The organism is Comamonas sp. A7-5 (assembly GCF_039581385.1).
In the GTDB taxonomy this organism is placed as follows: Bacteria; Pseudomonadota; Gammaproteobacteria; order Burkholderiales; family Burkholderiaceae_C; genus Comamonas; species Comamonas thiooxydans.
Map to the genome: position 1 here is coordinate 346,315 of NZ_JBCPWO010000001.1, position 13,633 is coordinate 359,947.

Below are 13,633 nucleotides of genomic sequence, written 5' to 3' on the forward strand. Positions count from 1 at the left end.
CCGCTGTCAGCTGCTCTTGCGCACGCGCAGATACCACTCGCAAAGCAGACGCACTTGCTTGGGCGTATAGCCCTTGGCTTCCATGCGAGTGACGAAGTCCTCATGCTTGCGCGCATCTTCGGCACTGGCCTTTGCGTTGAAGCTGATGACCGGCAACAACTCCTCGGTGTTGGAGAACATCTTCTTCTCGATCACCACGCGCAGCTTCTCGTAACTGGTCCAGCTGGGGTTCTTGCCCTGGTTGTTGGCCCTGGCCCGCAGCACGAAGTTGACGATCTCGTTGCGGAAGTCCTTGGGGTTCGCAATGCCGGCCGGCTTTTCCACCTTCTCCAGCTCGGCATTGAGCGCATTGCGATCGAACACCTCGCCGGTATCGGTATCTCGGTATTCGCTGTCCTGAATCCAGTAATCGGCGTAGGTGACGTAGCGGTCAAAGATATTCTGACCGTACTCGCTATAGCTCTCCAGATAGGCAGTCTGGATTTCCTTGCCGATGAACTCGGCATAGCGCTGGGACAGATATTCCTTGATGAAACCTATGTACTTGGTCTCCAGTTCGGCCGGAAATTGCTCGCGCTCAATCTGCCGTTCCAGCACATACATCAGGTGCACGGGATTGGCCGCCACTTCGGTGCTGTCGTAATTGAAGACCTTGGCCAGTATCTTGAAGGCAAAGCGGGTGGAGATGCCTTCCATGCCCTCGTCCACGCCCGCGTAGTCACGGTATTCCTGATAGCTCTTGGCGCGCGGATCAGTGTCCTTGAGACTTTCGCCATCATAGACCTGCATCTTGCTGAAGATGCTGGAGTTCTCTGGCTCCTTGAGGCGTGTGAGCACGGAGAACTGCGCCATCATCTTGAGCGTGCCAGGCGCGCAGATGGCGTTGGCCAGCGAAGACTCCCGGATCAGCTTCTCGTAGATGCGAACTTCCTCGCTCACGCGCAGGCAGTAAGGCACCTTGACAATGTAGATACGATCGAGAAACGCCTCGTTGTTGCGGTTGTTGCGAAACGCCTTCCATTCGCTTTCATTGCTGTGTGCCAGCACCACGCCGTCAAACGGAATCGCGCCAAAGCCTTCCGTGCCCTTGTAATTGCCTTCCTGCGTGGCCGTCAGCAAGGGGTGCAGCACCTTGATCGGAGCCTTGAACATTTCCACGAACTCCAGCAGCCCCTGATTGGCCAGGCACAGGCCGCCGGAGTAGCTGTAGGCGTCGGTGTCGTCTTGCGAAAAGTTTTCCAGCTTGCGGATGTCCACCTTGCCCACCAGGCTGGAAATATCCTGGTTGTTCTCATCGCCGGGCTCGGTCTTGGCAATGCCTATCTGCTTGAGAATGCTGGGGTAGCGTTTGACCACTCGGAACTGGCGAATGTCTCCGCCGAACTCCTCCAGCCGCTTCACGGCCCAGGGCGAGAGTACATGTTGCAGACTGCGACGCGGAATGCCGAACTCGTCTTCCAGCACCGGGCCGTCTTCCACGGGGTCGAACAAACCCAGCGGCGACTCGTTCACAGGCGATCCCTTGAGCGCGTAGAACGGTGCCTTTTGCATCAGGTATTTGAGACGCTCTGCAATCGAGCTTTTACCGCCGCCCACAGGTCCCAGCAGATAGAGAATCTGTTTGCGTTCCTCCAGGCCCTGGGCCGCATGGCGAAAGAAGCTCACCACCTGCTCGATAGCATCTTCCATGCCGTAGAACTCAGAGAATGCGGGATAGCGGCGGATGACCTTGTTGGCAAACAGACGCGACAGCACGGGATCGTTGCGGGTATCCACCATTTCGGGTTCACCGATGACGGACAGCATGCGCTGTGAGGCTCCGGCGTAGGCCATGGGATCACGCTGGCAAAGGCTAAGGTACTCGTCCAGCGACATTTCTTCTTCACGCAGGCGAACGTAGCGTGCTGCGGAATTGCTGATGACATCCATATGACCTCCCGTGGCGGCACCAGGGCTCGAATCAGTGCCGCAAAGTTGCAAGGCATTCGTTACCGTGTGCGTCCGTTGTAGCACCTCGCTCCTAATTTGAATAGACCGAGATTCCTACAAATACGCAGTAGCCACGACAGCCAAAACCGCAAACCGGATAGCGCAAAAATCGGTCAAAAAATATGACTCGAAATGAGCATAGAAGCCTGTCCTCATGGAAGCAATAAAGCCCCCTATCTATCTGCCATCATTCAAGATTTCGACGACTCGAAAAACTGATCGGAACATCGCTTTACAGGCAATCTGGGTGGCAACAAAAAAACGCTGCACAAGCAGCGTTTCGAACTATTGCAGCTACAGAAAACAGAGCTTGCCGCTCAAACTCCAAGGGTTATTCACTAGAAATATTTCGGCAAAGCATTGATGAGCAAGCGCTAGCAGCATCTCTTTTCATAGCATGGGTATTCATCCGGAAGTGGCTGCCGAAGCATCCACCGCAGGCGATTTGGTACCTGGGCGCGTCACGGCGCTGCCCATGGCCGCAGCCATGATGCAGGCAATGGCGGTCCACTGCGTGGCCGTCAGGTTCTCGCTGAGCAGCAGCATGCCCATCAGTGCTGCAATGGCAGGTTCGGTCGCCAGCGCGATGCCGAAGGTGGCAGGCGGCAGACGGCGCAGAGCCAGCATTTCCAGTGAGTAAGGCAAGGCACTGGAGATGGCCGCCACCATCAGCCCGAACAGCAGAATCGACGGCGTCAGCAACTTGACTCCAGCCTCGGCCACACCAAACGGCACCACCACCAACGCCGCGCACAGCAAGCCCAGGGAGACGGCCTGGCCGCTGGGGATATGGCCCAGCCTGCGCCCCAGAACGATGTAGGAGGCCCAGCAGATGGCGGCTCCGAGCGCGCAGGCAATACCCACCGGGGACAGGTTGAGGCCCGAAGCACTGCCACCCAGAGGAAGAATCAAAGCCAGGCCGACAACCGCCAGCGCCAGCCAGATAAAGTCCAGCGCGCGGCGTGAGTAATAGATGGCCACGGCCAGCGGTCCTGAAAACTCGATGGCCACGGCCAGGCCAAACGGAATATCGCGCAGCGCCATGTAGAACATCAGATTCATGCCGCCCAGTGCCATGCCGAAAACCAGCAGAGCCAGTGCCTGCTGACGGTTGAGCGACCAGCGCCAGGGCCGCCAGACGCACACCAGAATCAACGCGGCAAAACCCACTCGCAGTGCCGATGTACCCTGGGCACCAATCAAAGGAAACAGCTGCTTGGCCAGCGAAGTCCCCAGCCCGAGTGCAGTGACCGAGCCCAACACGGCCAACACGGGCCACCAATGATTCCAGCTGTTTTTTGACATAGGTGGGTACGATATTGCATGTCACCCGCGAAATTTGCTCGTTTTCAGCCCTGAATCTGCAAGTTTCGCTCTCAACCCATCCAACACCATGCCTGCTGCCGACCTGGACTCCTTTGACCACGCGATTCTTGCCCTGCTCCAGCGTGACAACCTCATGCCGCAGCGTCTGATTGCTGAGCACATCAACCTCTCGGCCCCAGCCGTGCAGCGGCGCATCAAACGATTGCAGGAAACCGGGGTGATTGCCGCCAATGTGGCCGTGCTGGAGCCCGTCAAGGTGGGCCGCACGCTGACTGCGGTCATCACCGTGCAGCTGGTCAACGACAGGCCGGATCTGTCGCGCGGCTTCAGGGCGCGTATCGCCGACGAAGCGGCTGTGCAGCAGTGCTTCTATGTGACGGGCGAAACCGACTACATCCTGGTCGTCACGGCAACCGACATGGATGATTACCAGGCCATCTGCAAACGCCTGTTCGAAGGGGACGAGAACATTCGCCGCTACAGCACCTCGATCGCGCTGGAGCGCATCAAGACAGGTCTGCAGCTGCCGTTGTCTGCGCCATAAGGCGGTTCCGCCGTGCGACCGCCCTGCCGGAGTTGATGCAGGACGAGGTCTGCCATCTGCCATGTAGATTGGCACTGGCGCCACCGGAAACAAAATGCAACAATTACATCATAAACCGGCTCAGATTCCGCACACAAACAAGAGTCCACTCTTGAGGAGACACGATGAACGCTTCTTCCGCCACCTCGCCCGATATGGCCACGCTGGTTGCCGATCGCACTCTGGACAAATATGCCAAGGACTACTTCCCCCGGCGCGAGCAAGTGACGATTGCCTTTCGTGGCGACATTGCCGAGAGGCACAACTACGACAAGATCCGCCCGCTCTCCGAAGCCCAGCGCCATGGCAGGCATATTGTGGTGATCGAGGGCCAGAGCCAGAAAACCGGAGCCACAGGCCACTACCGCATTGAATGCAATAGCTGGAACCTCATCGAAGCCGTGGGTCTGTGGGAGCAAGCCGCAGAGGCTTGAAACCCGATGTGGGGGTATGAAAGAGCCTGCAATGAATAGCGCTGGCGCAACTTGAGACTCAAATCTCCATTCCCAAAGCGCTGTTTGCCACCCACCAGGCCAGACACAGCATCATCACACCGGTGATGCCGTCCATGACGCGCCATGCACCGGGGTTGGCAAACAAGTGCTTGAGACGGCGCCCCGCCATCGCCAGCAGCACAAACCAGAGGCAGCTGGCCGAGGCCGCACCCATCACGTAGGACCAGCGGCCCGCACCCTCCTGCTGGGCGCCAATCGAGCCCATCAGCAAGACCGTATCCAGGTACACATGAGGATTGAGCAAAGTGATGGCTGCCAGCGCAGCCAGCACGCTCATCATTCCGCGTGGTGCAGCCCTGCGCTCGCCGGCCTCCATGGCGGCATCCGGGGCCAGCCACATGCGCCGCAAGGCGAAAAGGCCATAGGCCAGCAAGAATGCGGCGCCACCCAGCGTCAGATACTGAGCCAATGCCGGATAGCTGGCCAGCATCTGCGCCATGCCGGCCACACCCAGCGCAACCAGCAGCCCGTCGCTGAGCACACACAGAGCCACGCAGGCCTTCACATGTTCGCCATGCACTGCCTGACGCAGCACATACAGGTTCTGGGCACCTATGGAAACGATGAGCGAAGCGCACACCGTAAAGCCTGCAATCCAGGCGGAATAAAAATTAGTTGTCATGTCCATGAGCCGCTGACTCCTCCAAACCGGCCCGGATTCTTGCTCTGCGAAGCAATTAAGTAAAATTACATTTACTCAATTCAATGAAGAATTTCTAATGTTGGACTACGCGGGACTGGAAGCGCTTGCCGCCGTATTGCGCGAGGGAAGCTTCGAGCGTGCGGCGCGCAAGCTGCATGTCACCCCCTCCGCCATCTCCCAGCGCATCAAGCTGCTCGAGGAACGCGTGGGACAGGTGCTGGTGCTGCGCGGTACGCCTTGCACCGGCACGGAGGCCGGCCGACGCCTGTGCCTGCATGTGGAGCAGGTGGCGCTGCTGGAAAACGATTTGCGGCGCAAGAATCCCGAGCTGGTCCCCGAAGGACAGACCGCCCTGCCCACGCTGAAGCTGGCGGTCAATGCCGACTCCCTGTCGACCTGGTTCATGGATGCCATGGCGGCCTTCACGCAGGATGGCAACGAGCTGCTGGACATCAGCATTGACGACCAGGACCACACGGCCAAACGCATCAAGGAAGGCGAAGTCATGGCCGCCGTCACGGCCACGGGCTCGGCGATTGCAGGCTGCAACACCTGGCCGCTGGGCCGCATGCGCTATATCGCCGTGGCCAGCCCGGAGTTTGTGCAGCGCCACCTGGCCCAGGCCGAGTCGGATCGGGAGCTGGCCCAGATGCTGGCCAAGGCGCCAATGATGTACTACGGCCGCAAGGACAGCCTGCAGGACCAATGGCTGCACGGCCTGGGGCTGGACGGACGGCGCAACAATGCGCGTCACTTTCTGCCCTCCAACCAGGGCTACACCCGTGCCGTGGAGCTGGGCATGGGCTGGGGCATGCACCCGGCACAGCTGATCACCCCGCAGCTGGCCAGTGGCGATTTGACGGAACTGCTTCCAGGCAGAGATCTCCACATCCCCATGTACTGGGCCCACACCCGCAATGCCCAGGCCAGCCTGCAGCGACTGACCGACTGCATCATCCATGCCGCAGCTGCCTGGCTGGAGCCCATGCAGGACTAGCTCAGTCTGCTGAAGACTTTTTCAGGCCGTAATAGAACACCCAGGCTGCTGCCAGATACAGAAAGGGATAAAGCGCCAGATAAGGGGCCAGATGCAGATAGGCCGACCATCGGTCGGCCGCGAAAAAGCTTGCATACACCAAGACCGCAAGCAATGCCCCGCTACCTGCCAGCAGGCCGGCATAGGCCAGCAAGGTGGTCAGACGCAAGACCGGCCTGCCGCGCTCGACCAGCAGCAACCGGCCCGAACACAGCTGCACGGGAATCTGATAGAGGCGAGCAAGTGCCATCAGAAAGACGATGGGCACCAGGATCAGAGGCAGGAAGAACATGTCTCGCAGCGCAATCAGGGACGACGCTCTGACTCCGCCACATGGCGCACTGCAGCCCTGGCCTGGCTGAGCATATGAAAGTCCAGAATGCGTGTTGCCATGATGGTCTCCCAAAGAAAGCAGCACAGCGCCAGCACAAAGGCCAGCACCCCCAGCAGAAAGCTGAAAACGGCATAGCCGTGGCCGCTGACACCATAGGCCTGGCCCACGAACAGCAGCACGATGGTCAGCCCTATGCACATGCCGCACAGCGTCAGCAGCGCGATAGAGACGTTGGCCAGCCGCCCGCGCTCGCGCAGAAAATGCAGCTCCTTGAGATGGCGGGCGATCAGATCGTGATCGTCCAGGGTGCGCAGGCTTTCTTCCAGCTTGCGGGCGCGGTCAATGATGCGGGCCAGCCGCCCCGCTACGGAGCCAATCATGCCGGCCACGGCAGTCAGAAAAAAAACCGGCGCAACAGCGAGCTGAATGCTGTGGGTGACGGTCTGTGCGTCGATGGACCAGATGCTCATGGTGTCCTCAAAATCAGGGGCTGTCTCAGCCTCTATTTTTATGCACAAATGTCAGCTCAGTTTTGACTGAATTCACTCAAAAAAACAGTCATGGCTGTTTTTCTACTGCGCCAGATGTTTGACGACAATTGGCATGCCTGCCGCGATGCCGATGCTGGCCCTGTGTCTTTCCTTGTCGCCATGGATCCCGCCTCGTAGTCACTGCCGATGGCTGCTGCTATATAATTTTTAGCGAACGATCTTTCAGACTGCGGTCTGCCAAGCTTGTTCAACGTAGCAGGTGCCCGATGTTTCATCGGGTTAAACGGGAACAAGGTTCAAAGCCTTGGCTGCCCCCGCAACGGTAAGCAGATCAATCCACTTCACGGCTTTTGCACCAGCAAGAGCCAGTCACTGGCGTTCTACGTGGCCTCTTAAAGAGGTGCGCGGCAGCGCTGGGAAGACGAAGTGGCATGCCTCGCGCAATCTGCCAGCCCGGATACCGGCCTGTTAAGCGCTGACCGTCCGGGTGCAACTCCGGCAGTCGGCATTTGCAACGACCGTCTGCGGGGAGCAGCGTGACGGCAACTGATCGGCGACAGGCGCGCACACCCAGGCGCACTCCGGACGCCGGTCATGGTCTCGTCACATGCATGCAGGCTGGTCAGTTCTCGCTGACGACATGAAATCTTTCGCCCTGCCTGCTGCCCTGATCGGCCTGGCACCTGCCTTGACCTTGGCCGCAGAACCTTCGGCCAACAGCTCAAGCCCCTCCACTTTCTCCTCGGCAGCACAACTGCCCACCGTACAGGTCACGGACAACGCCCCTGGCGGACTGGGTCTGTCGCAGCCAACAACATCGGGCAGCCGGACCGGCATCGCCACCCGCGACCTGCCCGCCAGCCTCGACTATGTGGACGAGCAGACCTGGCAGGAGCGCGGTGACAGCCGCATGGCCGACATCATCGGCCGCACCGTGGGCATGACGCCACTGTCTGCCACCAGCTACAGCAGCCTGTCCTTCAGCACGCGCGGCTTCACCGGCACCAACTCGGTGGGCATCGCCGAAGACGGCGTGCGCCTGAGCGTGGCCTCGTCGACCACGCCCTACCCTGCCAACAGCTGGGGCTATGAGCGCGTGGAAGTGCTGCGCGGCCCTGCCTCCATCGTCTATGGCACGGGTACCGTGGGCGCCACGGCCAATGTGGTGCGCAAGCAGCCCAGCAAGGAGACGGTGCGCGAAGTACTGGTCGGGGCCGGCTCGCACGGTACGGCCAAGCTCGGTCTGGGCATGGGCGGCGCGCTGAGCGACACGCTGAGCTACCGCCTGGATGCCTATGGCCACCACACCAATGGCGAGCACGACATGAGCCGCGCCAGCGGCGGCAAACTGATGAGCACGCTGCGCTGGCAGCCCACGGCAGCCCTGCGCATGGAATTGCTGGCCGATGTCAGCGACGAAAAACCTGCACGCTATTTCGGCACACCCACCGTGAACGGTGCCATCGTGCCCGAGCTGCTGGGACGCAACTTCAACACCGCTGACAGCGATATCCGCATCAAGGACAAGCGCGTGCGCGCCCGAGCCCAGTACCAGGTCAACGACTGGCTGAGCGTGAGCAACGAGCTCTACCATTTCAAGGCCGATCGCTACTGGCGCAACATCGAAGCCTATAGCTACAACCCCAGCAAGCAGCAAGTGACGCTGGGTGATTATCTGGAGCTGGCCCACGATCTGGCCCAGACCGGCAATCGGCTGGAAACCACCATCCAGGCCGGTGCGCACAAAGTAGTAGCGGGCTGGGAGGTAAGCCGCGCCCGGTTCAACTTTGCACGCAACGACTATGCGGGCAGCGCGACCATCGGCGTGAACGAGCCCTCGCTGGGCTACTGGCCCAATACTTCGCCCATGCTGCCAAGTTATCGCACTCAGGCCACCACGCATGACTTCTATGCCGAGGATGCCTGGACGCTGAGCGACAAATGGCTGCTGCTGGCCGGCATACGCCGCGCCCTCACGGACTTTGAGCGCAATGACCTGGTGGGCAGCGGCTCCTTCGACAAACGTCTGAACGGAACGGCCTGGCGCCTGGGTCTGACGCACAAGCTCAGTGCCCAGACCAGCCTCTACGGCCAGCTATCCCAAGGCCATGACCCCGTCACCAATGTGCTGACCCTGAACCTGGGCAACAGCCCCTTCAAGCTGACCACGGCACGCCAGATTGAGCTGGGCCTGAAGCAGCAGTTCGCCCAGGGCCAGGGCGAATGGACGGCCGCTGCCTATCGCATCGAGAAGAAAGACATCATCACGCGCGACCCGAACAACGCTTTGCTGTCTGTGCAAGGCGGCAAGCAAAGCTCGCAGGGGCTGGAGCTGAGCGCGGTGATGCGCCTGTCACCCAACTGGCGCCTTGAGGGTAATTACGCCTTTGTCGACGCCAAGTATGACCAACTGATCGAAGCCGGTGGCGCCGACCGCTCCGGCAAGCGTCCCACCAATGTGGCGCGCAACACCGCCAATCTATGGGCCCACTACACCACCCACAGCACCCTGGGCCGCTGGCAGGCATCGCTGGGCGCACGTGCAGTGGGCAGCCGCTTTGCGGACAACGCCAACACCGCGCGCAGCGGCGGCTACACCGTCTGGGATGCAGCACTGAGCTGGCGTCCCCAGCCGCACAGCACCTATCGCCTGACGCTGCGCAACCTGACGGACAAGCTCTACACCTACTCGGCCGTCTCCAGCGCCAGGGCGTCACAGGCTTACCCAGGTGAGGGGCGGCGCGTCGATCTCACGGCCGAGTTCACGTTCTAAGTGCCATGCATCGCTTTGATAACAGTAGCTGCCTGCGCTTGTATTTTCTTGAGTTCAGACACTTTCAGCCATGAAGTCCTTTAAATACATGCACCAGCAGCTCCTGTTACTGAAGCAACCGCTATGGTTTGTCGCGGTGCTGGCTTCGGCAGCAGCGCTCAGCGCCTGCGGCGAAAGCCATCAGGCCGGCAGCATCCCGCAAACATCACCCAGCAAACCGGCAAAAACAGCGCTCACCATCGATGTCTGCACCCAGCCCGTGGTCTATGACAAAGTTCCGCAGCGTGCCGTGGTGCACGGCATCAATCTGCTGGAGATGTTTCTTGCCCTGGGCCTGCAGGACAGGCTGGTGGGCTATGGCGGTCTGCGCGACATCAGCCGCCTGCCCACCGCCATGCAGCCGCTGCTGGCCGGCGTGCCCGATCTGTCCAGCCAGGGCATGAACCTGGAAACCTTGCTCAACGCCCAGCCGGACTTTGTCTTCAGCGGCTGGTCCTATGGCTTCAGACCCGGCCAGATCACTCCTGCCAGCCTCAAGGAGCTGGGCATTGCCAGCTATGTGCTCAGCGAATCCTGCATACGGCAGGTGGCTCGCGAACGCGTTTCGCTGGAAGACACTTTCAACGACCTGCTCAACCTGGGCCGCATCTTTAACATCGAAGCACGCGCCCAGGCGCTGGTGGGCAAGCAGCGCGCCCAGCTGCAGCGCGTGACCGATGCCCTCCAGAACGTGAGCCACAAACCCAAGGTCTTTGTGTTTGACAGCGGCACAGACATCCCCGTCACCACGGGCCGCTATGCCATGCCCCAGGCCATGATCGAGGCCGCGGGCGCAACGAATATCTTTGACGATCTGGACAGCAGCTGGATGCGCGGCAACTGGGAAGACGTGATTGCCCGCGAACCGGACTGGATAGTCATCGTCGATAACGACAGACCCGTAACCGACGGCAAACGCCAGTTTCTGCTGGCCAAGCCCGAGCTGGCCCACCTCAAGGCCATACGCGAGCAAAAGTTCGTGCTGCTGGAGTTTGCCGAGGCAACGCCAGGCCCGCGCAATGTCGCCGCCACCCTGCGCCTGGCCCATGCGCTGCACCCTGAGCAGATACCCGAGCAGGTGAGCGAGCCATGATGCAGACCGCCGAGCACCCAAGCAGTGCGGCTTCGGTCAGCGCCACCGCCGATGCTTTCTCGGCCCAGCGCCGTCAACTGGCACTGTGGCTGGCGGCGTTGATCGCGCTGTTGCTGCTTTCGCTCACGCTGGCCATCACGCTGGGGCCGGTGCGCATGGCGCCGCAACTGGCATGGCAGATCACGGCGCATGAAATAGGCCTGCAGCTCAACAACCTCGGCTTGAGCTTTGGTGGGTCCGGAGGTGACTGGACCGTGGCCCAGCAGCAAATCGTCTGGCGCGTGCGCCTGCCGCGCGTGCTGCTGGCCGCTCTGGCCGGAGCAGGACTGGCCGTGGTGGGCGTGGCCATGCAGGCGATGGTGCGCAACCCCTTGGCCGACCCCTATCTACTGGGCGTGTCGTCTGGCGCTTCGGTAGGCGCGGTCAGCGTGCTGGCCTTTGGCACACTGGCGTTTGCGGGCGAGTTGGCCCTGCCGCTGGGCGCTTTTGGCGGCGCGCTGGCCGCCTGCACCACGGTGTATTTTCTCGCCCATGCCCACGGCAGGCTACTGGCCTCGCGCCTGATTCTGGGCGGCGTGGCCACTGCCTACTGCCTGGGCGGCGTCACCAGCCTGATCGTGCTCACGGCCGATCAGCGCGAGCTGGCCAACTCGGTGCTGACCTGGACGCTGGGCAGCCTGGCCGGCACGCGCTGGGACGAACTGGGCCTGCCTGCCTTGCTGCTGCTGGCAGGCGTGGTGCTGCTGCTGACGCAGGCGCGCTCACTCAATGCCCTGCTCGCAGGCGAAGAAACCGCCATGACGCTGGGCGTGGACACCACGCGCACCAGGCGCTGGCTGTTTGTGCTGGTCTCTCTGGTCACCGGCGTGCTGGTGGCGCTGACAGGCCCAATCGGCTTTGTGGGCCTCATCGTGCCCCATGTCACGCGCATGCTTGTGGGGGCCGAGCATCGCAGCGTGCTGCCCGTGGCGGCGCTGGTTGGCGCCATCTTTCTGGTCTGGGTCGATGTGTTCTCGCGCATCAGCTTTGCTCCGGCCGAGGTGCCTGTGGGCGTCATCACCTCGCTGCTGGGCGGCCCCTTCTTTGTCTGGATGCTGTGCCGCAAGAATGCCCGGGAAAGGCTGAGCCTGTGATGTTCCAAGCCCATCAAGCTCAGGCACCCAGCCACAGCGAGCTGCTTTTGCAGGCCAGTCAGCTCAACTTTCAGGCCGCAGCGGCGCATATCGTGCGTGATGTCAGCCTGCAAGTGGCGCGTGGCCAGTTCGTGGGCCTGCTCGGGCCCAACGGCAGTGGCAAGTCCACGCTGCTGCGCATGGTCTACCGCATCCTCAGACCCGCCAGCGGCACGGTCTGTATGCAGGAGCACGACGTCTGGCGGCACAGTGCCCGCGACAACGCCCGTGCCATGGCCGTGCTGGCACAGGAAAATGCCAGCGAGTTCGATCTGCGCGTGCGCGATGTGGTGCTGATGGGACGCACGCCGCACCAAAGCGCCTTTGACAAAGACAGCGCGCAAGACTTTGCCATCGTCGCCCAGTCGCTGACGCGGGTGCAGGCCCAGCCACTGGCCGAGCGCATGTTTTCCACGCTCTCGGGCGGTGAGAAGCAGCGCGTGCTCATGGCCCGCGCACTGGCCCAACAAGCGCCACTGCTGGTGCTGGATGAGCCCACCAACCACCTCGACGTGCGCCACCAGTTCGAGCTGATGAACCTGATTCGCGGCCTGAGCCTGACCACCTTGGCCGCTCTGCACGAGCTGCCGCTGGCCGCGCACTACTGCGACCGCATCTACCTATTGCAGCACGGTGCACTGGTGGCGCAAGGCACTCCGACCGAAGTGCTGACGTCAGAGACCATTGCCCGTGTCTACGGCGTGCGCGCCCAGGTGCACACCAGCGCACGCACGGGCAAGCCCGTGATCGAATTCATGCCAGATGAGCTGCTATGACCCAGACCTGCACTGAGCCCACGCCCTCTTTACCTGCAGCCAACGCCGGCCTGGCCATCGTGGTGCTCAGCCGCGGTGCGGCCTATGCGGGCGGCCTGACGGAACTGAGCGATCTGGCAACGCAGCTTGAGGCCCGGCTGGCTGCCGCACAAACGCCTGTGCTGCGTGTGCAACCCGCCTTTGTGGACCGAGCACAGCCTGCCTTGCCCGAAGCGCTGGACCTGTGCGCCGATGCCGATCAGATCCTGATCTTGACCGTCATGGTGCCCGACGAGCCTTCGCTGCGCCGCTGGCTGCACAAGCTCATCATGCGCTGGCGCGCCAAGCAACAGGCTGAAGGGCAACCCGGAAAACACGCCCCTCGCATCGTTTTTGCTCAACCCCTGCTGCAGTTGCCGGCATTGGCCGAGCTGCTGGCCGCCACCATTCCCAGCGCGCTGCAGCAGCCCGATGTGCCGCAATTGCTGGCCGATGAAGACTGGGAGCGCGACCCCAAAGCCTGGTCCCAAGTGCCGGAGCACCAGCACCATGTGCTGTGGTGCGTGGGCCCACGCTGCGCGGCCAAGGGAGCCGTCGCGCTGTGGCCCCAACTGGCACGCACCGTGCAGCAAAACCCGCTGCTCAAAAAGCAGGTGATGCTGCTGCAAACCAGCTGCCAGTACCCGTGCAACCATGGCCCGCTGATGATCGCCTACCCCGAAGGCGTGTGGTACGGCCCCATGGATGCCACGACGATCGAGCCCGTGCTGACAGCCCATGTGCAGCAGCATGACTGCCCCCACGAACACCTGCGCGTGCATGGGCCACGGCCCGCGCTGCACGAATCAGTTTTACCTGTTGAATTTCCCTGTTGATCCCCATCC

Annotated in this window: 13 protein-coding genes and 1 riboswitch; of the genes, 8 read left to right on the forward strand and 5 right to left on the reverse strand. The window is 61.5% G+C overall.

Annotation, left to right across the window (positions count from 1 at the left end; genetic code table 11):
- Positions 1–6: 6 nt before the first annotated feature.
- Both AAIL67_RS01565 and AAIL67_RS01570 read right to left on the reverse strand, forming a co-directional pair.
- Positions 7–1,929 (reverse strand): PrkA family serine protein kinase, encoded by a 1,923-nt coding sequence (locus AAIL67_RS01565; protein ID WP_003062956.1) that lies wholly within the window; start codon positions 1,927–1,929, stop codon positions 7–9.
- Positions 1,930–2,394: 465 nt separating this feature from the next.
- Positions 2,395–3,294, reverse strand: coding sequence for an EamA family transporter (locus AAIL67_RS01570; RefSeq protein WP_034369627.1), 900 nt, complete (start codon positions 3,292–3,294; stop codon positions 2,395–2,397).
- Positions 3,295–3,382: 88 nt separating this feature from the next.
- Here AAIL67_RS01570 and AAIL67_RS01575 point away from each other — a divergent pair, with 88 nt between their 5' ends.
- Positions 3,383–3,859: an Lrp/AsnC family transcriptional regulator gene (locus AAIL67_RS01575; protein WP_003062959.1), complete on the forward strand. Its 477-nt coding sequence runs from the start codon at positions 3,383–3,385 to the stop codon at positions 3,857–3,859.
- Between the two features lie 164 nt (positions 3,860–4,023).
- A complete protein-coding gene (locus AAIL67_RS01580; RefSeq protein WP_003062961.1) occupies positions 4,024–4,332 on the forward strand; it encodes a hypothetical protein in 309 nt (102 codons plus the stop codon).
- Between the two features lie 58 nt (positions 4,333–4,390).
- Here the strand turns inward: AAIL67_RS01580 and AAIL67_RS01585 are convergent, their stop codons facing one another.
- The gene (locus AAIL67_RS01585; RefSeq protein ID WP_003062963.1) at positions 4,391–5,041 is read right to left on the reverse strand and encodes a LysE family transporter; all 651 of its coding nucleotides are present in this window, start codon (positions 5,039–5,041) and stop codon (positions 4,391–4,393) included.
- A gap of 91 nt (positions 5,042–5,132) precedes the next feature.
- On the opposite strand from AAIL67_RS01585, the gene AAIL67_RS01590 reads away from it, so the two are divergent.
- A complete protein-coding gene (locus AAIL67_RS01590) occupies positions 5,133–6,053 on the forward strand; it encodes an HTH-type transcriptional regulator ArgP (protein ID WP_034407878.1) in 921 nt (306 codons plus the stop codon).
- 1 nt (position 6,054) lies between these two features.
- On the opposite strand, the gene AAIL67_RS01595 is transcribed toward AAIL67_RS01590, so the two are convergent.
- Entirely contained in the window at positions 6,055–6,384 is a 330-nt protein-coding gene (locus AAIL67_RS01595; RefSeq protein WP_063660932.1) for a hypothetical protein, read from the reverse strand.
- A gap of 14 nt (positions 6,385–6,398) precedes the next feature.
- On the reverse strand, positions 6,399–6,896 hold the full coding sequence (locus AAIL67_RS01600; RefSeq protein ID WP_343483225.1) for a DUF2721 domain-containing protein: 498 nt from the start codon (positions 6,894–6,896) through the stop codon (positions 6,399–6,401).
- A 261-nt stretch (positions 6,897–7,157) separates the two neighbouring features.
- A riboswitch (cobalamin riboswitch) is annotated at positions 7,158–7,401 on the forward strand.
- A gap of 156 nt (positions 7,402–7,557) precedes the next feature.
- On the opposite strand from AAIL67_RS01600, the gene AAIL67_RS01605 reads away from it, so the two are divergent.
- From AAIL67_RS01605 to AAIL67_RS01625, 5 genes are all read left to right on the forward strand, one after another.
- Positions 7,558–9,690, forward strand: coding sequence for a TonB-dependent receptor (locus tag AAIL67_RS01605; protein ID WP_343483226.1), 2,133 nt, complete (start codon positions 7,558–7,560; stop codon positions 9,688–9,690).
- An 88-nt stretch (positions 9,691–9,778) separates the two neighbouring features.
- Entirely contained in the window at positions 9,779–10,822 is a 1,044-nt protein-coding gene (locus AAIL67_RS01610) for an ABC transporter substrate-binding protein (RefSeq protein ID WP_063660928.1), read from the forward strand.
- Positions 10,819–11,955, forward strand: a complete 1,137-nt coding sequence (locus AAIL67_RS01615) for an iron ABC transporter permease (RefSeq protein WP_343483227.1) — start codon at positions 10,819–10,821, stop codon at positions 11,953–11,955. Before AAIL67_RS01610 ends, AAIL67_RS01615 begins: the two co-directional genes overlap by 4 nt.
- Positions 11,955–12,770 carry an ABC transporter ATP-binding protein gene (locus tag AAIL67_RS01620; RefSeq protein ID WP_082877225.1) on the forward strand — a complete coding sequence of 272 codons (816 nt, stop codon included), beginning with the start codon at positions 11,955–11,957 and terminating at the stop codon, positions 12,768–12,770. Before AAIL67_RS01615 ends, AAIL67_RS01620 begins: the two co-directional genes overlap by 1 nt.
- Entirely contained in the window at positions 12,767–13,624 is an 858-nt protein-coding gene (locus AAIL67_RS01625) for a (2Fe-2S) ferredoxin domain-containing protein (RefSeq protein WP_063660926.1), read from the forward strand. The genes AAIL67_RS01620 and AAIL67_RS01625 overlap by 4 nt, the downstream gene beginning before the upstream one ends.
- Positions 13,625–13,633: the final 9 nt, after the last annotated feature.

Excerpts from the sequence above, each read along its gene's own strand:
- AAIL67_RS01620 (WP_082877225.1), top strand. The coding sequence starts at position 11,955 with ATGTTCCAAGCCCATCAAGCTCAGGCACCCAGCCACAGCGAGCTGCTT.
- AAIL67_RS01590 (WP_034407878.1), top strand. The coding sequence starts at position 5,133 with ATGTTGGACTACGCGGGACTGGAAGCGCTTGCCGCCGTATTGCGCGAG.
- AAIL67_RS01605 (WP_343483226.1), top strand. The coding sequence starts at position 7,558 with ATGAAATCTTTCGCCCTGCCTGCTGCCCTGATCGGCCTGGCACCTGCC.
- AAIL67_RS01600 (WP_343483225.1), bottom strand. The coding sequence starts at position 6,896 with ATGAGCATCTGGTCCATCGACGCACAGACCGTCACCCACAGCATTCAG.
- AAIL67_RS01595 (WP_063660932.1), bottom strand. The coding sequence starts at position 6,384 with ATGTTCTTCCTGCCTCTGATCCTGGTGCCCATCGTCTTTCTGATGGCA.
- AAIL67_RS01610 (WP_063660928.1), top strand. The coding sequence starts at position 9,779 with ATGCACCAGCAGCTCCTGTTACTGAAGCAACCGCTATGGTTTGTCGCG.
- AAIL67_RS01580 (WP_003062961.1), top strand. The coding sequence starts at position 4,024 with ATGAACGCTTCTTCCGCCACCTCGCCCGATATGGCCACGCTGGTTGCC.
- AAIL67_RS01575 (WP_003062959.1), top strand. The coding sequence starts at position 3,383 with ATGCCTGCTGCCGACCTGGACTCCTTTGACCACGCGATTCTTGCCCTG.
- AAIL67_RS01565 (WP_003062956.1), bottom strand. The coding sequence starts at position 1,929 with ATGGATGTCATCAGCAATTCCGCAGCACGCTACGTTCGCCTGCGTGAA.
- AAIL67_RS01625 (WP_063660926.1), top strand. The coding sequence starts at position 12,767 with ATGACCCAGACCTGCACTGAGCCCACGCCCTCTTTACCTGCAGCCAAC.
- AAIL67_RS01615 (WP_343483227.1), top strand. The coding sequence starts at position 10,819 with ATGATGCAGACCGCCGAGCACCCAAGCAGTGCGGCTTCGGTCAGCGCC.
- AAIL67_RS01570 (WP_034369627.1), bottom strand. The coding sequence starts at position 3,294 with ATGTCAAAAAACAGCTGGAATCATTGGTGGCCCGTGTTGGCCGTGTTG.
- AAIL67_RS01585 (WP_003062963.1), bottom strand. The coding sequence starts at position 5,041 with ATGGACATGACAACTAATTTTTATTCCGCCTGGATTGCAGGCTTTACG.